Annotated in this window: 25 protein-coding genes, 1 tRNA gene and 1 riboswitch; of the genes, 7 read left to right on the top strand and 19 right to left on the bottom strand. The window is 69.1% G+C overall.

Features of this window, described 5'->3' with window-relative positions:
- The first annotated feature begins 48 nt into the window (after positions 1–48).
- Entirely contained in the window at positions 49–1,386 is a 1,338-nt protein-coding gene (locus tag AB0E07_RS11175) for a GDSL-type esterase/lipase family protein (RefSeq protein ID WP_362248578.1), read from the top strand.
- Positions 1,387–1,463: 77 nt separating this feature from the next.
- Here the strand turns inward: AB0E07_RS11175 and AB0E07_RS11170 are convergent, their stop codons facing one another.
- The 4 genes from AB0E07_RS11170 to AB0E07_RS11155 form a co-directional block, all read right to left on the bottom strand.
- Entirely contained in the window at positions 1,464–2,183 is a 720-nt protein-coding gene (locus AB0E07_RS11170) for a DUF1707 domain-containing protein (protein ID WP_362248575.1), read from the bottom strand.
- Between the two features lie 32 nt (positions 2,184–2,215).
- Positions 2,216–3,193, bottom strand: coding sequence for an ATP-binding cassette domain-containing protein (locus tag AB0E07_RS11165; protein WP_362248572.1), 978 nt, complete (start codon positions 3,191–3,193; stop codon positions 2,216–2,218).
- 33 nt (positions 3,194–3,226) lie between these two features.
- Entirely contained in the window at positions 3,227–3,991 is a 765-nt protein-coding gene (locus tag AB0E07_RS11160) for an ABC transporter permease (protein WP_362249057.1), read from the bottom strand.
- 157 nt (positions 3,992–4,148) lie between these two features.
- On the bottom strand, positions 4,149–4,949 hold the full coding sequence (locus tag AB0E07_RS11155) for an ABC-2 family transporter protein (RefSeq protein WP_362249054.1): 801 nt from the start codon (positions 4,947–4,949) through the stop codon (positions 4,149–4,151).
- Between the two features lie 203 nt (positions 4,950–5,152).
- Here AB0E07_RS11155 and AB0E07_RS11150 point away from each other — a divergent pair, with 203 nt between their 5' ends.
- On the top strand, positions 5,153–7,516 hold the full coding sequence (locus AB0E07_RS11150; protein WP_362248569.1) for a transglycosylase domain-containing protein: 2,364 nt from the start codon (positions 5,153–5,155) through the stop codon (positions 7,514–7,516).
- A 28-nt stretch (positions 7,517–7,544) separates the two neighbouring features.
- Here the strand turns inward: AB0E07_RS11150 and AB0E07_RS11145 are convergent, their stop codons facing one another.
- From AB0E07_RS11145 to AB0E07_RS11135, 3 genes are all read right to left on the bottom strand, one after another.
- Positions 7,545–7,865 carry an SMR family transporter gene (locus tag AB0E07_RS11145; RefSeq protein WP_362248567.1) on the bottom strand — a complete coding sequence of 107 codons (321 nt, stop codon included), beginning with the start codon at positions 7,863–7,865 and terminating at the stop codon, positions 7,545–7,547.
- 32 nt (positions 7,866–7,897) lie between these two features.
- Positions 7,898–7,961, bottom strand: a riboswitch (guanidine-III (ykkC-III) riboswitch).
- Positions 7,962–8,035: 74 nt separating this feature from the next.
- Complete coding sequence (locus AB0E07_RS11140; protein ID WP_362248564.1) at positions 8,036–8,389, bottom strand: co-chaperone GroES; 354 nt, start codon at positions 8,387–8,389, stop codon at positions 8,036–8,038.
- Between the two features lie 43 nt (positions 8,390–8,432).
- Positions 8,433–8,762, bottom strand: a complete 330-nt coding sequence (locus AB0E07_RS11135) for a DUF3618 domain-containing protein (protein WP_362248561.1) — start codon at positions 8,760–8,762, stop codon at positions 8,433–8,435.
- A 93-nt stretch (positions 8,763–8,855) separates the two neighbouring features.
- Here AB0E07_RS11135 and bcp point away from each other — a divergent pair, with 93 nt between their 5' ends.
- Together bcp and AB0E07_RS11125 are read left to right on the top strand one after the other, a co-directional pair.
- The gene (bcp, locus tag AB0E07_RS11130) at positions 8,856–9,323 is read left to right on the top strand and encodes a thioredoxin-dependent thiol peroxidase (protein WP_362248559.1); all 468 of its coding nucleotides are present in this window, start codon (positions 8,856–8,858) and stop codon (positions 9,321–9,323) included.
- 120 nt (positions 9,324–9,443) lie between these two features.
- A tRNA-Leu gene (locus AB0E07_RS11125) sits at positions 9,444–9,518 on the top strand.
- Between the two features lie 44 nt (positions 9,519–9,562).
- Here the strand turns inward: AB0E07_RS11125 and rdgB are convergent.
- The 4 genes from rdgB to AB0E07_RS11105 form a co-directional block, all read right to left on the bottom strand.
- On the bottom strand, positions 9,563–10,165 hold the full coding sequence (gene rdgB, locus AB0E07_RS11120; RefSeq protein ID WP_362248556.1) for an RdgB/HAM1 family non-canonical purine NTP pyrophosphatase: 603 nt from the start codon (positions 10,163–10,165) through the stop codon (positions 9,563–9,565).
- Positions 10,166–10,175: 10 nt separating this feature from the next.
- On the bottom strand, positions 10,176–10,577 hold the full coding sequence (locus tag AB0E07_RS11115; RefSeq protein WP_362248553.1) for a hypothetical protein: 402 nt from the start codon (positions 10,575–10,577) through the stop codon (positions 10,176–10,178).
- Positions 10,578–10,721: 144 nt separating this feature from the next.
- Positions 10,722–11,459: a ribonuclease PH gene (gene rph / locus AB0E07_RS11110; protein ID WP_362248550.1), complete on the bottom strand. Its 738-nt coding sequence runs from the start codon at positions 11,457–11,459 to the stop codon at positions 10,722–10,724.
- A gap of 78 nt (positions 11,460–11,537) precedes the next feature.
- Positions 11,538–11,771 carry a PTS glucose/sucrose transporter subunit IIB gene (locus tag AB0E07_RS11105; RefSeq protein ID WP_362248547.1) on the bottom strand — a complete coding sequence of 78 codons (234 nt, stop codon included), beginning with the start codon at positions 11,769–11,771 and terminating at the stop codon, positions 11,538–11,540.
- A 175-nt stretch (positions 11,772–11,946) separates the two neighbouring features.
- Here AB0E07_RS11105 and AB0E07_RS11100 point away from each other — a divergent pair, with 175 nt between their 5' ends.
- Positions 11,947–13,239, top strand: coding sequence for a PTS transporter subunit EIIC (locus tag AB0E07_RS11100; RefSeq protein ID WP_362248544.1), 1,293 nt, complete (start codon positions 11,947–11,949; stop codon positions 13,237–13,239).
- A 137-nt stretch (positions 13,240–13,376) separates the two neighbouring features.
- Positions 13,377–14,627: a PTS transporter subunit EIIC gene (locus tag AB0E07_RS11095; protein WP_362248541.1), complete on the top strand. Its 1,251-nt coding sequence runs from the start codon at positions 13,377–13,379 to the stop codon at positions 14,625–14,627.
- A 72-nt stretch (positions 14,628–14,699) separates the two neighbouring features.
- Here the strand turns inward: AB0E07_RS11095 and AB0E07_RS11090 are convergent, their stop codons facing one another.
- Positions 14,700–15,452, bottom strand: coding sequence for an MBL fold metallo-hydrolase (locus AB0E07_RS11090; RefSeq protein WP_362248538.1), 753 nt, complete (start codon positions 15,450–15,452; stop codon positions 14,700–14,702).
- A gap of 213 nt (positions 15,453–15,665) precedes the next feature.
- Between AB0E07_RS11090 and AB0E07_RS11085 the strand changes: the two genes are divergently transcribed.
- Positions 15,666–16,094, top strand: a complete 429-nt coding sequence (locus tag AB0E07_RS11085) for a type II toxin-antitoxin system PemK/MazF family toxin (protein ID WP_362248535.1) — start codon at positions 15,666–15,668, stop codon at positions 16,092–16,094.
- 33 nt (positions 16,095–16,127) lie between these two features.
- Here AB0E07_RS11085 and AB0E07_RS11080 read toward each other — a convergent pair whose 3' ends face one another.
- The 7 genes from AB0E07_RS11080 to clpS all read right to left on the bottom strand — a co-directional run bounded on the left by AB0E07_RS11080 (position 16,128) and on the right by clpS (position 20,853).
- Positions 16,128–17,078: a cysteine synthase gene (locus AB0E07_RS11080; protein ID WP_351924633.1), complete on the bottom strand. Its 951-nt coding sequence runs from the start codon at positions 17,076–17,078 to the stop codon at positions 16,128–16,130.
- 5 nt (positions 17,079–17,083) lie between these two features.
- Positions 17,084–17,362 (bottom strand): MoaD/ThiS family protein, encoded by a 279-nt coding sequence (locus tag AB0E07_RS11075; RefSeq protein WP_362248531.1) that lies wholly within the window; start codon positions 17,360–17,362, stop codon positions 17,084–17,086.
- Between the two features lie 98 nt (positions 17,363–17,460).
- Positions 17,461–17,556 carry a putative leader peptide gene (locus AB0E07_RS11070; protein ID WP_362248528.1) on the bottom strand — a complete coding sequence of 32 codons (96 nt, stop codon included), beginning with the start codon at positions 17,554–17,556 and terminating at the stop codon, positions 17,461–17,463.
- Positions 17,557–17,643: 87 nt separating this feature from the next.
- Entirely contained in the window at positions 17,644–18,066 is a 423-nt protein-coding gene (locus tag AB0E07_RS11065; RefSeq protein WP_362248525.1) for a M67 family metallopeptidase, read from the bottom strand.
- Positions 18,067–18,164: 98 nt separating this feature from the next.
- Positions 18,165–19,589: an amino acid permease gene (locus AB0E07_RS11060; protein ID WP_362248522.1), complete on the bottom strand. Its 1,425-nt coding sequence runs from the start codon at positions 19,587–19,589 to the stop codon at positions 18,165–18,167.
- 331 nt (positions 19,590–19,920) lie between these two features.
- Entirely contained in the window at positions 19,921–20,523 is a 603-nt protein-coding gene (locus AB0E07_RS11055; RefSeq protein WP_362248519.1) for a DUF2017 domain-containing protein, read from the bottom strand.
- A 12-nt stretch (positions 20,524–20,535) separates the two neighbouring features.
- On the bottom strand, positions 20,536–20,853 hold the full coding sequence (clpS, locus tag AB0E07_RS11050; protein WP_351701234.1) for an ATP-dependent Clp protease adapter ClpS: 318 nt from the start codon (positions 20,851–20,853) through the stop codon (positions 20,536–20,538).
- Positions 20,854–20,909: the final 56 nt, after the last annotated feature.

Genomic DNA, 20,909 nt, shown 5'->3' with positions numbered 1-20,909 from the left:
TCACATCGGAGCCTCGGGGCTCCCATCGCCCGAGGAGACACGCACCGCATGACCAGGCGTCACGGTTATGCCCTGCTTTCCGCCATCGTCGCTCTCGTCCTGGGTCTGTCCGCCGCGATCTACGTGGGGGTCGCCGCGGACGACGGCAGCCGCGGCGGGACCGCGGTACGCGAAGGCACCACCCCACGGAACCAGGCGGCACCGGTGTCCACCGGCACCTGGGTCGGCGCCTGGTCGGCCTCGCCGGCCGCGGCCGAGCCCGGTACGGAGACGGACGGCCTGGCGGGCCGCTCGATCCGCAACGTCGTGCACACCTGGGTCGGTGGTACGAGTGCCCGGATCACGCTGTCCAATCTCTACGGCCAGTCCCCGCTGACCGTCACACACGCCTCGGTGGCCGTCGCCGCCGGGGACGGCACCGCGGCCGCGGTGACGCAGACCATGCGCCGGCTCACCTTCGACGGCGGCAACACCACCGTGGTCGTCCCGCCCGGCGGGCAGACCATGAGCGACGCCATACGGATCACCGTCCCGGCCGACTCGGACCTGCTCGTCACGACGTACTCCCCGACCCCTTCCGGGCCGGTCACGTACCACCCGCACGCCCGCCAGATCTCCTACCTCGCCCGCGGCGACCGGACGGAGGACGCGACGGGGACCGCGTACACCGAGGAGGTCGCGTACTGGCGCTACCTCACCGCGCTGGACGTGCTGAGCAAGGACTCCGACGGCACCGTGGTCGCGCTCGGCGACTCGCTCACCGACGGCATCTCCTCCACCGAGGGCGCCAACCTCCGCTGGACGGACGTCCTTTCGCAGCGGCTGCGCCGGGCGGTGGAGTCCGGCGAGAACCTGCCCCGCTACAGCGTGGTGAACCAGGGCATCAGCGGCAACCGCATCCTCACCGGAGGACTCGGCCGCCCGGCGGACAACCCCAGCGGGCTCGACCGCTTCCGGCGCGACGTACTGAGCCGCCCCAACGTCAAGGTCGTCGTCATCGACCTCGGCGTCAACGACATCCTGCGCAGCACCGAACTCGCCGACCCCGAGCGCATCCTCGACGGCCTGCGCACCCTCGTCGACCAGGCGCACGCACGCGGGGTGAAGGTGATCGGCGCGACGCTGATGCCGTTCCAGGGCCACCGCGGCTACACCGCGGAGCGCGAGGCGGTGCGCCAGCGGATCAACGCCGAGATCCGGGGCGGCACGGTCTTCGACGCGGTCGCCGACTTCGACGAGGCCCTGCGCGACCCGTACAACCCCCGCAAGTTCCGGGCCGAGTACGACTCCGGCGACCATCTGCACCCCAGTGACCTCGGCTACGAGGAGATGGCGAACGCCTTCGACCTGAAGACCCTGAAGGGCGCCGCACCCGCCGAGCTGTGACCTCGGCGTGCCACGACGACCGGTCCTCGGCGGGCCACGACGACCGGTCCTCCGCAACCGGCGGACCTTCGCGACCGTCAGTCCTCCGAGGAGGGCCGGTGGTGGAGGCCGTGCCCGTCCAGGGCCCGGCGGGCCTTGCGGTCCAGCTTCTCCTGGCGGCGCTCCTCGCGCAGCCGCTGCCGCTCCGCCCTGGTGACCTTGCGCTCCACGCCCACCCCGCCCCAGAAGGCGAAGCCGGTCACGATCACCCGAGGCGCCCCGGGATCCCCCGGAACGCCCTCCTCGCTGTGGTCGAAGCCGCCCATGATCCCGATACCGCGGACCACGACCTCGACCCCGGGCGGCACGATCACGTCCAGACCGCCCATGATCGCCACGCAGTTGATCACGACCTCGCGGTCCGCGAAGTTCGCCTCCCGCAGATCGAGCTGCCCGCCGCCCCAGAACGCGACCCCGTTGAAGCGACGCGGCACGGTCCAGCGGCCCTTGCGCTCGAAGCCCGACATCACGGCCACGCCCCACTGCGAGGACCCCTCGCCGCCCGTGATGCGCCCGGCCCAACTACCCTCCGGCTCGGCGCCCTTGACCAGGTTCACGGACGAGGCGGCGGGCAGGTCGCGGGTGAGGGGGGCCAACTCGCCGTAGGTGCGCGCCTGGTACGTCGCGTCCAGCCGCTCCCCGAACTCCTCCATGTCCAGACGCCCCTCGGCCAGGGCGTCCCGGAGGATCTCGGCGACTCGCTCACGATCGGCGTCGGAGGCCCGGAGGTCGGGCAGTTCGGGGAGTTCGTCCGTCATGCGATCAGCCTACGAGGTCTCCCCGCCCGGCACTACGCGACGGCCCGGCCGGCGTACATCCGCGCGATCACCGTCTCGATGTCCGGCTCCCTCACCGACAGGTCCACCAAGGGGTACCGCTCCGCGATCCGCGCCACCAGCCCCGCCGCCGGCTCCCCCGCCGGGAACGCCAGCCACTGACGCGGACCCTCCACCTTCACCACCCTCGCCGCCGGACCCGCGTCGACCGGCGGCAGCTCCCGCTCCAGGTCCACCACCAGGATCCGCTCGCTGCCGCCCGCCTCGTGCAGCCCCGCCAGCGCGCCGTCGTACACCATGCGCCCGTGGTCGATGACCATCACCCGGGAACAGAGCTGCTCGATGTCCTGGAGATCGTGGGTGGTCAGCAGGACCGTCGTACCGCGGTCGGCGTTCAGCTCCGCCAGGAACTCCCGCACCTTCGCCTTCGAGATCACGTCCAGGCCGATCGTCGGCTCGTCCAGGTACAGCACCTCCGGATCGTGCAGCAGCGCCGCCGCGATGTCCCCGCGCATCCGCTGCCCCAACGACAACTGCCGGACCGGCACGTCCAACAGGTCCTGGAGTTCGAGCAGTTCGACGCAGCGGTCGAGGTTCTCCCGGTAACGGACCTGCGGGATGCGGTACATGCGGTGCATCAGCCGGTAGGAGTCGATCAGCGGCAGGTCCCACCAGAGCGTGGTCCGCTGCCCGAACACCACCCCGATCCGGTGCGCCAGCCGCTTGCGCTCCCGCGTCGGATCGATGCCCGCCACCCGCAGCCGCCCACCGCTGGGCGTCAGGATCCCGGTCAGCATCTTGATCGTCGTCGACTTGCCCGCGCCGTTCGGACCGATGTACCCGACCATCTCGCCGCGCGCGACCGAGAAGGAGATCGAGTCGACCGCCCGCACCTGCCGCCGCTCCCGCCTCATGAAACCCGTCCGGCGCCGCACGTCGAAGACCTTCTCGACCCCGTCCACCTCGATGAACCCGTCCACCTCAGTGACCATGCGCCCTCCCGTCACATCCACGGCCATCCGCCCTCAGCTCCCCGTGCTCCGATACGCCCGCAGCCCCGACCGCCAGGCCAGCCCCGCCAGCAGGCAGAACCCGGCCGCCACCAACGGCGGCGCGAACGCCGCCCACTCGGGCAGCCCCAGCGGATACGGCCGCCCCAACACATGAGCGGCCGGCACCCAGTTGACGAAGGCCAGCGGCAGTACGTACGTCACCCCGCGCACCAGATCCGACCCGAACACCGTCGGCGGGTACTGCAGCAGCGTGTTGCCGCCGTACGTGAACGCGTTCTGCACCTCCGCCGCGTCCTGCGCCACGAACTGGAACGCCGCCCCCGCCACGAACACCGCCCCGAAGATCAGCCCGCCGCACACCACCATCACCGGCACCAGCAGCACCTTCGCCGGAGTCCAGTCGACGTCCACCGCCCACAGCGCCCACCCCAGCACCAGCAGCCCCTGCGTGATCCGGCCCAGCCGGCGCAACGCGAACTGGTCCGCGCCGACCTGCGCCAGCACCGGCGCGGGCCGCACCAGCAGCACGTCGAAGGAACCGTCCCTGATCCGGCCGCCCAGCACGTCCATCGAACCGAGCAGCAGATCCGCCAGCCCGAACGAGGTCGCGGACAGCCCGTACAGCAGGGCGACCTCGGGCAGCGTCCAGCCGCCGAGCGAGTCGACCTGCGAGAACATCAGCAGGATCGCCGCGAAGTCCAGCCCGGTGATCACCAGGTTGCCCACCACGGTCAGCACGAACGACGTGCGGTACGCCGTCGTCGAGCGGATCCACATACCCGCGATCAGCCCGTACGCGCGCACCCCCTCGGCGACCCGAAAGCCCTCGCCGGGCCCGGCACCCTCACGGAACCCGACGCCCTCACGAAGCCCGACGCCCTCGCCCGACCCGGCACCCTCGCCAAGCCCGGAGCCCTCACCCAACCCTGAGCCCTCAGCCACCCTGCACCACCACCCGCCGGGTCGCCGCGCCCTGCACCATCCGCCCCGCCACCAGCAGCACGACCGCCCAGGCCGCCTGGAAGGCGAACGCCCGCCACACGGAGATCTCCCCCATCAGCACATCCGCCGGCATCTGCAACTGCGCCGCCCACGGCAGCACCCCCACGATGTCCCCGAAGGGCTCCGGGAACGCGTTCAACGGCAGCACCATGCCCGAGCAGAAGATCCCCAGGATCATCAGCGTCTGGTTGGCACCCCGGTCGTCCATCAGCCAGAACATGCTCAACGCGACCAGGTACCGGATACCGAAACTGACCGCCATCGCCAGCACCACCGCGATCAGGAAGGCCGCCCAGGTCATCACCTCACCCGGCAACGCCATCGTGAAGAACACCGCACCGAAGGTGAAGGGAACCACTCCACGGCCCAGCAGTTGGAACAGCGAACGCCCCAAGTCCTGTGACAGCCACCACAGTTGCAGATCCACCGGCCGGTACAGATCCACCGCGATCTCCCCCGTGCGGATCCGGCCCATCAGCTCCTTCTCCACCCCGCCGCCCTGGATCGCCAGCGTCGAGTACAACGCCTGCCCCAGCCACGCATAGGTGACGGCCTGCGTCTGGTCGTACCCCCCGAGGTGTGGTCTCTCGTCCCACAAGGCCAGGTACGTGTACACCAGGATCACCCCGAACACGGTGTTGGTGAACACACCGGCGGCGGTGGCCACCCGATACGTCGCGTACCGTCTGAATCCCCCCGCCGCGACGGCCGCGTACAACCGTCCGGAACCCAAAGCCTCAGCCCTCCTCGGCCCGCCACACACCAAAGCGCAGGAGCCTACGCGCAGGTGGTGACGCACGCCACGCATTTTCCGCACCCGACGCGTGCCGCGATCCGGGAACGGAACGCATGGTGCGAGAGTCTTCAACAGGGGGCGCAGAACGCGTACGAGGTCGTACGGGAACGTATGACGCGAAACAGGAGTCCGTGCACGAGATGAGTGACGAGCCGCAGCCGCAGCAGCCGACCGAGGGCTGGGCACCGGGAACCGAGGACCAGGGAGGGAAGAAGCCCAAGCGGCCCAAGCGAACCGGCTGGCGCCGGCTGATCCCCACCTGGCGCATGGTGCTCGGCACCTTCGTGATCGGCGCACTGCTCCTCGCGGGCCTGTTCTTCCTCGGCTACTCCATGGTCAAGATCCCGCCGGCCAACGCGCTCGCCACCAAGCAGAGCAACGTCTACCTGTACGCCGACGGCACCGTCCTCGCCCGCGACGGCGAGGTCAACCGCGAGAACGTCAACCTCGCGCAGATCTCCAAGGACGCCCGCAACGCCGTACTGGCCGCCGAGGACCGCGACTTCTACAGCGAGTCCGCGATCGACCCCAAGGCGATGCTGCGCGCCGGCTGGAACACCGCCACCGGCAAGGGCAAGCAGTCCGGGTCCACGATCACCCAGCAGTACGTGAAGAACTACTACCTCGCCCAGGAACAGACCGTCACCCGCAAGGTGAAGGAGTTCTTCATCTCCATCAAGCTGGACCGCACGGAGTCCAAGGACCAGATCCTGGAGGGCTACCTCAACACCAGCTACTTCGGCCGCAACGCCTACGGCATCCAGGCCGCCGCCCAGGCCTACTACGGCATCGACGCCACCGAACTCACCGCCGCCCAGGGCGCCTACCTCGCCGCGCTGCTCAACGCGCCCAGCGAGTACGACGTCGTCGCCCACCCCGAGAACAAGGCCGCGGCACAGGCCCGTTGGAACTACGTCCTGGACGGCATGGTCACGGAGGGCTGGCTCGACCAGTCCGAGCGGGCGGGCCTGAAGTTCCCGATGCCGAAGGAGGGCACGGTCTCCACCGGCCTGTCCGGGCAGCGCGGATACATCGTGCGGATCGTCAAGGACTACCTCATCTCGAACAGGATCGTCGACGAGGAGCAGTTGGAGGCCGGCGGCTACCGCATCACCACCACCCTCGACCGCGACCGGCAGAACGCCTTCGTCAAGGCCGTCGACGAGAAGCTGATGGACAAGCTCGACCCGAAGTCCCGCAAGGTCGACTCCTACGTCCGCGCCGGCGGCGCCTCCGTCGACCCGAGGACCGGCAAGGTCGTCGCGATGTACAACGGCATCGACTACGTCAAGCAGTACACCCCCAACGCCACCCGCCGCGACTTCCAGGTCGGCTCCACCTTCAAGCCGTTCGTCTTCACCGCCGCCGTCGAGAACGACTCCACCACCCAGGACGGCCGCCCCATCACCCCGAACACGATCTACGACGGCACCAACGAGCGCCCCGTACAGGGCTGGCCGGGCGAGACCTACGCACCCGAGAACGAGGACTACGTCTCCTACGGCGACATCACCGTCCGCGAGGCCACCGACAAGTCGGTGAACTCGGTGTACGCGCAGATGGCCGTCGACGTCGGCCCCGAGAAGGTCAAGGACACCGCCGTCGAACTGGGCCTGCCCACCGACACCCCCGACCTCAACCCGTACCCGTCGATCGCGCTGGGCACCGCCACCGCCAGCGTCCTGGACATGGCCGAGGCGTACGCCACGCTCGCCAACCACGGCAAGCACGGCACGTACACCATGATCGAACGCATCACCAAGGACGGCGCCGACGTCATCGACCTGCCCAAGCGCAAGACCTCCCAGCTCATCAGCAGGGAAGCCGCCGACACCACCACCTCGGTGCTCCGGAGCGTCGTGGAGTCCGGCACCGCCACCGCCGCCCAGGCCGCGGGCCGACCCGTCGCCGGCAAGACGGGCACCGCGGAGAAGGACCAGGCCGCCTGGTTCGCCGGCTACACACCCGAACTCGCCACCGTCGTCGCGGTGATGGGCCAGGACCCGGTCACGGCGGCCCACAAGTCGCTGTACGGGGTGATGGGCCTGCCCCGCATCAACGGCGGCGGAGCGCCGACGGAGATCTGGGCGCAGTACACCGAGGACGCCCTCAAGGGCGAACCCGTCACCGACTTCGACCTGGAGATCCAGGAGGGCGCCGACATCGTCCGGCAGCCGCCCGTCGAACCGACCACCGACCCCGGCACCGACCAGGAGACCGAGAGCCCGACGCCCGGCGACGAGGAGACCGGCAACCCCACCCCGGGCAGCGACGAGGGCCAGACCCAGGGCCAGACGGGTGGCACCACCACCGGCGGCACCACCGACGGCGGGACCACGACCGACGGGGGCACCACGGACGGCGGCACCACCGGCGACACCACCACGGGCGGTACGGCCGACGGCGGCACCACCGGCGACACCACCACCGACGGCGGCACGACCGGGGGCACCGTCGTCGGCACGACGGCGGGCCCCCTCGCCGGCACCCGCAGAACCGACTGACGCCCCTCCGGGGGCCTGCGGGGGCGGCTCAGTGCCCGCTGGTCGCCTTCAGACCCACCACGGCGACCAGCAGCAGACAGACGAAGAAGATCCGGGCGGCGGTCGCCGGCTCCCCCAGCGCCACCATGCCGACCACCGCCGCGCCGGCCGCGCCGATGCCGACCCACACGCCGTAGGCGGTACCGATGGGCAGGGAACGGGCCGCGTACGACAGCAGCAGCATGCTGGCGACGATTCCGGCACCGGTGAACAGACTGGGAACCAGACGGGTGAACCCGTCGGTGTACTTCATCCCGATCGACCAGCCGACTTCCAGAACACCGGCGATCACAAGCAGCACCCAGGCCATGACAGACACCTCCGAGAGACGGAACTGACGGTGGTGCGTCGTCTTGTCCTTGTCCCGGTACGGCGCGTCTCGTCGGGGATGCCTTCAAAGCTAGCAAAGAAACAGGAAAAGGGGCCGGTGACGATGGTCACCAGCCCCTCTACACCTCTGATCCAGAGGCAACCGCAGCCCTACAGGTACAGCCCCGTCGAGTCCTCGGACCCCTCGAACCGGTCCGCGGCCACGGCGTGCAGATCCCGCTCACGCATCAGCACGTAGGCGGTGCCCCGCACCTCCACCTCGGCCCGGTCCTCCGGGTCGAACAGGACCCGGTCCCCCGGCTCGACCGTCCGCACGTTCTGACCCACCGCGACCACCTCAGCCCAGGCCAGCCTCCGGCCGACCGCCGCGGTCGCCGGAATCAGGATCCCGCCGCCGGAACGCCGCTCGCCCTCACTGGTGTCCTGCCGCACGAGAACCCGGTCGTGCAGCATCCGAATGGGGAGCTTGTCGTGGTGGGTGGTGTCGTTTCTGTTGGCGCTCACGCCTCGAACCTACCTGCCTTCGCCCCGCGCGTCCGCCGCCGGGTCAGCGCTTGCGGCGCCGGGACCCGACCGCCAGCAGCCCGACCACGCCGACGACGAGCAGCGCCACCGGCACCACCCGCTCCAGACGCGGCGCGCCCTCCTCGTCGACGAACTGCGCCTTGACGTCGCTGACGACCCGGTTGGCCTGCACGTAGGCACGGCCGAGCGTGTGGTCGACATTGGAGGCGACCTTGGCCTTCACATCACCGACGATGGTCTTCGGGTGGACCCGCACCCCGATCTCGTCGAGCGTCTCGGCCAGCGCCTCGCGGCGGCGCTTGATGTCCGCCTCGATCTGCGCCGGGGTTCTGGTGTCCGACGTTTCCGCCACCGTACGGCCTCCGTAGTCCACTGATGCTGTTCCGGACAGTCTGTCAGCTCTCCGCGCCGCCGCACTGTCAGGACCCCCGGTTACGCTTGTCGGATGAGCGAGCGACTCCAGCCCGGGGACGTGGCCCCCGCCTTCACCCTCCCCGACGCCGACGGCAACGACGTCTCCCTCGCGGACCACAAGGGCCGCAAGGTGATCGTCTACTTCTACCCCGCGGCGCTTACCTCCGGCTGCACCAAGCAGGCCTGCGACTTCACCGACAACCTGGACCTGCTGGCCGACGCCGGGTACGACGTCATCGGCATCTCCCCGGACGCCTCCGAGAAGCTGGCGAAGTTCCGGGAGAAGGAGTCCCTGAAGGTCACCCTGCTGGCCGACCCCGAGAAGACGGTCACCGAGTCCTACGGCGCGTACGGCGAGAAGAAGAACTACGGCAAGACCTACATGGGCGTGATCCGCTCCACGATCGTCGTGGACGAGGACGGCAAGGTCGAACGAGCCCTGTACAACGTCCGAGCAACAGGCCACGTAGCCAAAATCATCAAGGACCTGGCCATCTGACCCACCCCTCCCCAACAGGACTGTCCGTCAGGCCATGGCCTGACGGACAGTTACGCGTACCGCAGCGGCACCGATATCGCTGTACGACAACCGAATCGGGCACAGTAAAGTAGGCCGCCTGGGCCCGTACCCCAGCTGGCCAGAGGGCGCCGGTTTAGGTCCGGTGTGTCGTGGGTTCGAGTCCCACCGGGCCCACGGGTCGAAGGGCGCCGCACCCTCTGGTGAGGCGCCCTTCGGCGTCAGCCCAACAGCTCCCGCACCACCGGTACCAGCGCCCGGAATGCCTTGCCTCGGTGGCTGATGGCGTTCTTCTCCTCCGGGGACAGTTCCGCGCAGGTGCGGGACTCGCCGTCCGGCTGGAGGATCGGGTCGTAGCCGAAGCCGTTCGTGCCGGACGGGGACATCCTCAGCACACCTCGGAGCTGGCCCTCCACCACGCGTTCCGTGCCGTCCGGCAGGGCCAGCGCGGCCGCGCAGGCGAAGTGCGCGGCGCGGTGCTCCTCGGCGATGTCGGAGAGCTGGGCCAGGAGGAGTTCGAGGTTGGCCTTGTCGTCGCCGTGGCGGCCGGCCCAGCGGGCGGAGAAGATGCCGGGGGCGCCGTTGAGGACGTCGACGCAGAGGCCGGAGTCGTCGGCGACGGCGGGCAGGCCGGTGGCCCGGGCGAGGGCATGGGCCTTGAGGAGGGCGTTCTCGGCGAACGTCACTCCCGTTTCCCGGACATCGGGGATGTCGGGGTAGGCGTCCGCGCCGACGAGGTCGTGGGGCAGACCTGCGTCGGCGAGGATCGCGTGCAGCTCGGTGATCTTTCCGGCGTTGCGGGTGGCGAGGATCAGGCGGGTCATGCCACCAGTATCAGGGGGTGCAGACCTTGGTCAGTTCGCCGGCCGCGTCGGTGACGGGGCTGAGGTCGGGGGTCTCGTCGCCGTTCTCGATGGAGGTGCGGACGTTTTCCACGGCCGCGGCGAGGTCGTCGACGGCCTTGTCGACGTCGGCGTTGTCGGTCTTGTCGCCGATCTCGTCGAGGTTCTGGTCGATGGAGGCGAGGGATTCGTCGACCTGGGTCCAGTCGTTGCCGGCGTTCTCGACGGCCTGCTGGAGGTCGGTGACGCTGTCCGCGACGGCTTCGGCGGTCTGGACGCAGTCCAGTGCCTTGCTGACGGCGTCGCAGCCGGTGGTCAGTCCGGTGGTCAGCGCCGCGGCTGCCACCGCGGCGACGATGGCGGTACGGCTCCGACGGCGTCGGCTCGCGCCCATGCTGGTGTCCCTCCCGTGCTCAGGCCTTCCACAGGCCCCCGTGCCTGGCCGGGCGTACGGCGGTGTGCCGTACGCCCGTACCCCTAGTGACGCGGGGGCGGTCGGCGTGGTTGCCCGTGCCGGACGCCTTTCTTGGTGCGTCCTTTACTTTTCGAGGACGGTATCAAGAGCGGTGCGCTGGATGACAGCGAGTTCGGTGCAGCCCGAAACGGCAAGGTCGAGAAGGGAGTTGAGCTCGTCGCGGGCGAAGGGTTCGGCTTCGGCGGTGCCCTGGACCTCGACGAAGCGGCCGTCGCCGGTGCAGACGACGTTCATGTCGGTGTCGGCCTTGACGTCCTCCTCGTAGCAGAGGTCGAGGAGGGGGACTCCGCCGACGATGCCGACGGAGACGGCGGAGACGGTTCCGGTGAGGGGCTGGCGTCCGGCCCTGATCAGCTTCCTGCCCTGGGCCCAGGTGATGGCGTCGGCGAGGGCGACGTAGGCGCCGGTGATGGCGGCGGTGCGGGTGCCGCCGTCGGCCTGGAGGACGTCGCAGTCGAGGACGATCGTGTTCTCGCCGAGCGCCTTGTAGTCGATGACCGCGCGCAGGGAGCGGCCGATGAGGCGGCTGATCTCATGGGTGCGTCCGCCGATCTTGCCCCTGACGGACTCGCGGTCGCCGCGGGTGTTGGTGGCGCGGGGCAGCATGGAGTACTCCGCGGTGACCCAGCCCTCGCCGCTGCCCTTGCGCCAGCGGGGGACGCCTTCGGTGACGGAGGCGGTGCAGAAGACCTTCGTGTCGCCGAAGGAGACGAGGACGGAGCCCTCGGCGTGCTTGCTCCAGCCGCGTTCGATGGTGACGGGGCGGAGCTGTTCGGGGGTGCGGCCGTCGATTCGAGACATGGCCCTGAGCGTAGCGGGATATGGAAGGGGCCCCTCCCCGGTGGGGGAAGGGGCCCGTTCACGTGAACCGGGTGGGGTTCACATCATGTCTTCGATCTCGCCCGCGATGGGGTCGGCGTCGGTGCCGATGACGACCTGGACGGCGGTGCCCATCTTGACGACGCCGTGGGCGCCGGCGGCCTTCAGGGCGGCGTCGTCGACCAGGGCGGGGTCCTTGACCTCGGTGCGGAGGCGGGTGATGCAGCCCTCGACCTCTTCGATGTTCTCGATGCCACCGAGTCCGGCGACGATCTTCTCAGCCTTGCTGGCCATGTTCTTTCTCCCTGATCCGAACCGCTTTGTCGCAGTAACCCACAGTTGGCCCATCTTTGCGAGCGGTCACGCCGTGGGTGCCGAATGATGGCGATCACGACAGCGGAACCGTCGCCGACTGGTCTACACCACCTGACGGACGGTCGCCAAACCCGCTTCCAGCAGAGGGGTCCGGATGAGTGCCGACGGTGCGGTGAGCCCGGCGCGGATGCGCTGGAACAGTCTGTTCCAGGGCCTTCAGAAGATGGGGCGCAGCCTTCAGCTGCCGATCGCGGTCCTGCCGGCCGCGGGCATCCTCAACCGGCTGGGCCAGCCCGATGTGTTCGGTGACGACGGGCTGGGCTGGACGGACGTGTCCAAGGTCATGGCGGGCGCCGGCGGCGCGCTGCTGGACGGTTCGCTCGGGTTGCCGCTGCTGTTCTGCATCGGTGTGGCGATCGGCATGGCGAAGAAGGCGGACGGCTCGACGGCGCTCGCGGCGGTCGCGGGCTTCCTCGTCTACTACAACGTGCTGCGCCAGTTCCCGGAGGACTGTCCGCCCGACTCGGTGGCGATCATCAACGTGGGCTGTCTGGCTCCGGCCGAGGACACGGCGGCGGGGTTCACGTACCAGAACCCCGGGGTGTTCGGCGGCATCGTGATCGGGCTGCTGGCCGCGTTCTTCTGGCAGCGGTACCACCGCACCAAGCTGGTGGACTGGCTCGGCTTCTTCAACGGTCGCCGTCTGGTGCCGATCATCATGGCGTTCGTCGCCATCGCCTTCGCGGCGCTGTGCCTGTGGATCTGGCCGCCGATCGGCGACGGTCTGGAGAACTTCAGCGACTGGCTGAGCGACGCCGGCTCCTGGGGTGCGGGCATCTTCGGTGTGGCCAACCGGGCGTTGCTGGTGATCGGTCTGCATCAGTTCCTGAACGTGCCCATCTGGTTCCAGTTCGGCACGTACGTGAAGCCGGACGGGACCGAGGTGCACGGTGACATCAACATGTTCCTGGCGGGCGACCCGGACGCGGGTCAGTTCACCTCGGGCTTCTTCCCGATCATGATGTTCGCGCTGCCTGCGGCCGCGCTGGCGATCACGCACTGCGCGAAGCCGCACCGCCGCAAGGAGGTCGGCGGTCTGATGCTGTCGGTGGCGCTGACGTCGTTCGTCACCGGTATCACGGAGCCGATCGAGTACTCGTTCCTGTTCATCGCGCCGCTGCTGTACGCGGTGCACGCGGTGCTGACGGGTGTGTCGATGGCGGTGACGTGGGGGCTCGGGGTGCACGACGGCTTCAGCTTCTCCGCCGGGCTCATCGACTACGTCATCAACTGGAACCTGGCGACGAAACCGTGGCTGATCATTCCGATCGGTCTGGTCTTCGCGGTCGTGTACTACGTCATCTTCCGGTTCGCGATCACGAAGTTCGACCTGAAGACCCCGGGCCGGGAGCCGGAGGACGAGGTCGAGGACGTGACAAAGGTCTGACCTTTCAGGCCCCGAATAACGGTTGGGCAACCCGCGGTTTCCGTAAGGGAATCGCGGGTTCCTTATGCGCCCTTCATCGTGCTACAACAGGTCTACACCACTGAGTGGTGTAGACCACCACCCGATGGAGGAAGTCTATGAGCACCGCCACCGCATCGGCGGCCCCCACGAAGAAGTGGGGATCCGGCCTGTTCCAGGGCCTGCAGAAGGTCGGCCGCAGCCTCCAGCTGCCGATCGCCGTCCTGCCGGCGGCAGGCATCCTGCTCCGTCTCGGCCAGGATGACGTCTTCGGCAAGGACGGACTCGGCTGGAACAAGGTCGCCTCGGTCTTCGCGACCGCGGGCGACGCCGTCTTCGCCAATCTGCCGCTGCTGTTCTGCGTCGGCATCGCGATCGGCTTCGCCAAGAAGGCCGACGGCTCCACCGCGCTGGCCGCGCTGGTCGGCTTCCTCGTCTACAAGAACGTCCTGACCGCGTTCCCGATCACCGAAGCAAAGGTCACCGAGGGGGCGGACGTCGCCGCCACCTACAACGACCCCAAGGTGCTCGGCGGCATCGTCATGGGCCTCATAGCCGCGGTGACCTGGCAGCGGTTCCACCGCACCAAGCTCCCCGACTGGCTGGGCTTCTTCAACGGACGTCGCCTCGTCCCGATCCTGATGGCCTTCATCGGCACCGCTGTCGGCGTCTTCTTCGGCCTGGTCTGGGAGCCCGTCGGTGAGGTCATCACCAACTTCGGCGAGTGGATGACCGGCCTCGGCGCCGTCGGCGCGGGCATCTTCGGTGCCATCAACCGCGCTCTTCTCCCGGTCGGCATGCACCAGTTCGTCAACACGGTGGCCTGGCAGGAGATCGGCAGCTTCAAGGACTCCGCCGGGGCCGTCTGGCACGGCGACCTGCCGCGCTTCTTCCACGGTGACCCGACCGCGGGCCAGTTCATGACCGGCTTCTTCCCGATCATGATGTTCGCGCTCCCGGCCGCCGCCCTGGCCATCACGCACACCGCCCGCCCGGAGCGCCGCAAGGCCGTCGGCGGCATGATGCTCTCGCTGGCGCTGACCTCGTTCGTCACCGGTATCACCGAGCCGATCGAGTTCGCGTTCATGTTCATCGCGCCGCTGCTCTATGTCATCCACGCGGTGCTGACCGCCATCTCGCTGGCCGTCACCTGGGCCCTCGGGGTGCACCACGGCTTCAGTTTCTCGGCCGGCGCGATCGACTACTTCCTCAACTGGAACCTGGCCACCAAGCCCTGGATGATCATCCCGATCGGCCTGGTCTTCGCGGCGATCTACTACGTCGTCTTCCGCTTCGCCATCACCAAGTACAACCTGACCACCCCGGGCCGTGAGCCCGAGGAGGAGGTCGAGGACCTCACCAAGGCGTGAGCCTCTCCTGAACCCGACGACGAGGCCCCCCGGACACACGTCCGGGGGGCCTCGTAGTGTCCTGCGGCGGACTCAGATCTCGTACGTGGTGCGCGGCGCGGCGAGTTCCACCGGGCCGTCGTAGACCTCCCGCGCGTCGGCCAGGTTGACCTGCGGGTCGGTCCACGGCGGGATGTGGGTCAGCACCAGCCTGCGGGCCCCTGCCCGGGTCGCCGTCTGACCCGCCTCACGGCCGTTGAGGTGCAGGTCGGGGATGTTCTCCTTGCCGTGCGTGAAGGCCGCCTCGCACAGGAACAGGTCGCTGTCGCGGGCGAGTTCGTCGAGCGCGGGGGTCACGCCGGTGTCCCCGGAGTACGTCAGGACCCGGCCGCCGTGCTCGATGCGGATGCCGTACGCCTCCACCGGGTGGGCCACCCGCTCGGTGTGCACGGTGAAGGGGCCGATCTCGAAGGTGGAGGGCTTGACCGTGTGGAAGTCGAAGACCTCGCTCATCGAGGAGGCGGAGGGGGTGTCGGCGTAGGCCGTGGTCAGCCGGTGCTCGGCACCCTCGGGGCCGTGGACCGGGATGGGGGCGCAGCGGCCGCCGTCGTGCCGGTAGTAGCGGGCGACGAAGTACGCGCACATGTCGATGCAGTGGTCGGCGTGCAGATGACTCAGGAAGATCGCGTCGAGGTCGTAGAGACCGCAGTGGCGCTGCAACTCGCCAAGGGCACCGTTGCCCATGTCGAGAAGCAACCGGAAGCCGTCGGCCTCGACGAGGTAGCTCGAGCAGGCCGATTCCGCGGACGGGAACGACCCCGAGCAGCCGACGACGGTGAGCTTCATGAAGCAGAAACCTCCGCTGGCGGGAAATCCGGATGGGGGGCGACGGGGGTCGTGCGGTTTGTCGAGCGTAAGGCGCGAAACGCCGGGTCGCTCCTCCGCCAAGGGCTGTTGTGGGCGAACTCACCTGTGGTGTCACCGGTTCGGCTGGTAGCGGGGTGTGTGAGGCGCGCGAGAGGGCGCGCGCCGACGACCGCACGCCGGTAACGTCATCGTATGGACACGTCCTGGTGGCTGGCGCTCGCGGCGGTGGTGCTGTTGGCGCTGGTCGCCGCGCTCGTGGACGGCTGGGGGCGCAGGTCCTACGGGCGGTGGACCCGGCACCGGTCGGGGGCGCGGCCCCGGCCCACGGAGATCTGGTGGGCGAGCGTGCCGTTCGAGGACCGGCCCGGTGCGAAGGACCGGCCGTGTCTGGTGCTGGCGGTGCGCGGGAGGCGGGTGCGCGTCGCGAAGATCACCAGCCGCTATCACGACGAGCGGGCCGGGGTGATCCCGCTGCCGCCGGGTGCGGTGGGTGACGCGCAGGGGCGGGCGAGCTTCCTGGAGACGGACGAGCTGCGCGAGGTCCCGGTGTGGGACTTCCGCCGGAAGGTCGGCGTGGTGGACCCGGTCCTGTGGGACCAGGTCCGACACCTCACCGGATAGGACGCCGGGCCGGGCGGGCCGGCGCGGGGCGGTTCAGGCCCAGAGCTGGCCGTGCAGGGTCTCGATCGCTTCCTCCGTGGTGGCGGCGGTGTAGACGCCCGTCGAGAGGTACTTCCAGCCGCCGTCGGCGACGACGAAGACGATGTCGGCGCTCTCGCCCGCGGTGACGGCCTTGCGGCCGACGCCGATCGCGGCGTGCAGGGCGGCGCCGGTGGAGACGCCCGCGAAGATGCCCTCCTGCTGGAGCAGCTCACGGGTGCGGGTGACCGCGTCCGCCGAGCCGACGGAGAAGCGGGTGGTGAGGACGGAGGCGTCGTACAGCTCGGGTACGAAGCCCTCGTCGAGGTTGCGCAGGCCGTAGACCAGGTCGTCGTAGCGCGGCTCGGCGGCGACGATCTTGACGTCCGGCTTGTGCTCGCGCAGGTAGCGGCCGACGCCCATCAGGGTGCCGGTGGTGCCGAGGCCCGCCACGAAGTGGGTGACGGAGGGGAGGTCGGCGAGGATCTCCGGGCCGGTGGTCGCGTAGTGGGCGCCGGCGTTGTCGGGGTTGCCGTACTGGTAGAGCATCACCCAGTCGGGGTGCTCGGCGGACAGCTCCTTGGCGACGCGTACGGCGGTGTTGGAGCCGCCGGCGGCCGGGGAGGAGATGATCTCCGCGCCCCACATGGCGAGCAGGTCCCGGCGTTCCTGGGAGGTGTTCTCGGGCATGACGCACACGATGCGGTAGCCCTTGAGCTTGGCCGCCATGGCGAGCGAGATGCCGGTGTTGCCGGAGGTGGGCTCCAGGATGGTGCAGCCCGGGGTCAGCCGGCCGTCCTTCTCCGCCTGCTCGATCATGTGCAGGGCCGGCCGGTCCTTGACCGAGCCGGTGGGGTTGCGGTCCTCCAGCTTGGCCCAGATGCGGACGTCGGCGGACGGCGACAGCCGCGGCAGGCGCACCAGAGGGGTGTTGCCCACCGCGGCCAGCGGGGAGTCGTAGCGCATTCGGATCAGACCATGCCGCCGGCCACGGCCGGCAGGATCGTGACGCTGTCGCCGTCGGTGAGCTTGGTGTTGATGCCGTCGAGGAAGCGGACGTCCTCGTCGTTCAGGTAGACGTTGACGAAGCGGCGCAGCTGCTCGCCGTCCACGATGCGGGCCTGGATGCCCGCATGCCGGGTCTCCAGGTCGGTGAACAGCTCGGCGAGGGTCTCCCCGGATCCCTCCACCGCCTTCTGACCGTCGGTGTACGTGCGGAGGATGGTGGGGATGCGGACCTCGATGGCCATGGCAAGGGGCTCCTGTCGGAAAAAGTGGTCTGGTCTCGGTGGGCGCGCGGCGACGGCGCGCGCCGCGGCAGCGCGGCCGTACGGCTACAGCGGGACGGTCAACAGATGGCGCTGTTCAGCCTGCACAGGTCGACGTGCAGCCGCGCAACGAGCATCGTGCCCGGCGCCCTGTCGCTCACGTCGAGAAGAACCATGGGCTCATCGTATCGATTCCCGGACCGGCTCCTGGAGTGTGATCTCATCCTTCGGACGGAATCCGTCCAGGTCGCGAGAAGGGCAGCTCAGTAGGCCTCCACGACCTTGACCTCCTCCTCCGTGACCTCGCCCTCCAGGATCCGGAACGAGCGGAACTGGAACTCGCCGAGGCCGTCGGTGTCGGCGGTGGAGACCAGGACGTAGTGCGCGCCCGGCTCGTTGGCGTAGGAGATGTCGGTGCGGGAGGGGTAGGCCTCGGTCGCCGTGTGCGAGTGGTAGATCACCACCGGCTCCTCGTCCCGGTCGTCCAGCTCGCGGTACAGCTTCAGCAGGTCGCCGGAGTCGAACTCGTAGAACGTGGGCGACATGGCCGCGTTCAGCATGGGGATGAAGCGCTCGGGTCGGTCGGCCCCGGCCGCCCCGGCGACGACGCCGCACGCCTCGTCGGGGTGGTCCTTGCGCGCGTGCGCGACGATCCGGTCGACCAGGTCCTGGGTGATGGTCAGCATGCGAGCAGGATAAGCAGAAGGGCCACCCCGTACCGAAGAGTGGTACGGAGCAGCCCAAATGCCGGACAACTGAAGCCCCCAGGGGCGCGGGGCTCCGATCAGCCGATCTTCTCGAACTCCGTCTCGCGGCGCCGGGTGGCCTCGGGGTTGCGGGACCTCAGGGCGTACCAGCCGATGCCCAGGGCCGCGGCCCAGCCGGCCATCACGTACAGGCAGATCCTGGAGTCCGCGTCGTAGGCGATGAGGCCGGTGACGAAGAGGAGGAAGACGATGGCGACCCAGCTGCACCTCGCGCCGCCCGGGGCGGGGAAGGACGAGGCGGGCAGGCGCCCGGCGTCGACCGCGCGGCGGTACCGGACGTGGCTGATGAGGATCATGAGCCAGGTCCAGATGCCGGCCGCGGTGGCGACGGAGACGACGTAGCCGAAGGCCTTCTCCGGGACGATGTAGTTCAGGACCACGCCGATGCCCATGAAGACGACCGAGATGCTGATGCCGAGCGCGGGCGTCCTGGTGGAGGACAGCCTGCTGAAGACCTTCGGGGCCTCGCCGTTGTCGGCCAGCGTGCGCAGCATGCGGCCGGTGGAGTACATGCCCGAGTTGCAGGAGGACAGGGCGGCGGTGAGGACGACGAAGTTGACGATGCCCGCGCCGGCCGGGATGCCGATGACCGCGAAGGCCTTCACGAAGGGGCTGACGCCTTCCGCGAACTCGGTCCACTCGACCACGCACAGGATGACGGTGAGGGCGCCGACGTAGAACAGGGCGATCCGCCAGGGCAGGGTGTTGATCGCCTTGGGGAGGGTCTTCTCCGGGTTCTCGGACTCGCCCGCGGTGACGCCGACGAGTTCGACGGCGAGGTAGGCGAACATGACGCCCTGGAGGGTCATCAGGGACGAGCCGATGCCCTTGGGGAAGAAGCCGTCGAAGGCCCAGAGGTTGGAGACGGCGGCGGTGTCACCGGCGGAGCTGAAGCCGAAGGTGAGCACACCGAGACCGATCACGATCATGCCGATGAGCGCGGTGACCTTGACCATCGAGAACCAGAACTCGATCTCGCCGAACAGTTTCACCGAGATCAGGTTCGCGGCGAACAGCACCAGCAGGAACACCAGGGCCGTGACCCATTGCGGGACTTCCGGGAACCAGTAATTGACGTAGATCGCGGCGGCCGTGAGTTCGGCCATTCCGGTGACGACCCACATCAGCCAGTACGTCCAGCCGGTGAAATAGCCGAAGAACGGGCCGAGGAATTCGCGGGAGTACTCGGCGAAGGAACCCGAGACCGGGCGGTACAGGAGCAGCTCACCGAGCGCCCGCATGATGAAGAAGATGATGACGCCGGCGAGGGCGTACATGAGGATGAGGCTGGGGCCGGCCTTGGCGATGTTCGCCCCGGCGCCCAGGAAGAGGCCGACGCCGATGGCGCCGCCGATGGCGATCATCTGGACCTGGCGGCTGCCGAGGCCGCGCTCGTAGCCCTCTTCCGGAGCCTTCTCCGTGTCGGCCTGAGCGGAGGTCATGTATTCGTGCGCCTTTCTCCACGCCGGACCGGGCCTCTGGTCGGCCGCGGACCGGTTTTCGATCCCCCCGGATTGATGGAGCTTTGTGCCTGACCGGCGGTCTGCCGGTGAGTGGCGCACCCGGGCGGAACATGGGTGGTGTTCGCCGGGCGATCATGAAGATCTATCACGATCGCAACGGAGTTCACCTTGGCGCACTGTGGCTCACACCACAGGGAGAAGAGGGCAAAGGGGACACAAAAGGGGCACAGCACGCCGGGAGGGTGACGTGATCGTTATCCGGATTTGAGCGTCCGCTGAGCGAACGCAAACGCCTGTGCGCGGGGTCCGGTCAGGGCAGCAGCGTGGCGACCAGGGTCTCCTGGAGTCCGCCCAGCCAGAGGTAGGCCATCACCATCGGCTTGCGGGGGTCGTCGTCGGGGAGCCGGTAGAGCAGGTCGGTGTCGTCCTCGTCGAGGATGTCCAGCCGCGAACCGATCGCCAGCCGCAGGTCGTTGAGGGCGCTGAGCCACTGCTTGGAGTCCTCGGCGGACAGCTTCAGCACCGCGCCGCCGTCGCCGGCGGAGCTGAGCCCGTCGAGGGAGCGGATCACCGCGAGGGCGTTCTCCCGCTTGCCGGCCCGCAGGTCGTTCTCGGTGTACCGGCGGAACTCGGCGGAGTACGCGCGCTGCTCCTCGGCCTCCTGGGGGCCGGGGGTGCCCTCGGGGTCGCCGTAGGCGTCGGGGAAGAGCCGGCGCAGCACCGGGTCGGCGGGCGGCTCGCTGGGGCCGTCGGCGAAGAGTTCGGCGAGGGGGTCCTCGGGGCTGTCCCCGCCGGGCCCCGGGCCGATCAGCTCCAGGAGCTGGACGGCGAGGGACCGGATGATCGAGATCTCGACGTCGTCGAGCGCGACGGCGGCGCCGCCGCCCGGGAGGGGTTCAAAGGTTCCTGGCATCAGCGGTGGTCGCTACTTCCGGTCCTGCTGGAGGGTGGCCCACAGACCGTAGCCGTGCATGGCCTGCACATCGCGCTCCATCTCCTCGCGGGATCCGCTGGAGACGACCGCCCGGCCCTTGTGGTGGACGTCGAGCATGAGCTTGGTGGCCTTGTCCTTGGGATAGCCGAAGTACGTCTGGAAGACGTACGTCACGTAGCTCATGAGGTTGACCGGGTCGTTGTGGACGATCGTGACCCAGGGGACGTCGGGCTCGGGTACGGCGAAAACCTCTTCCGCCGACTCGGTGCGTTCGATCTCTACGGGAGCGGGTGACGTCACATGGCCCATGCTGCCACGCGCACGACAAATCGTCACACTGACGCGAAGTGGGTGTAGCATGCTTG

Source organism: Streptomyces sp. NPDC048002 (assembly GCF_040653275.1).
In the GTDB taxonomy this organism is placed as follows: domain Bacteria; phylum Actinomycetota; class Actinomycetes; order Streptomycetales; family Streptomycetaceae; genus Streptomyces.
This window is presented reverse-complemented; position numbering and strand designations above follow the sequence as displayed.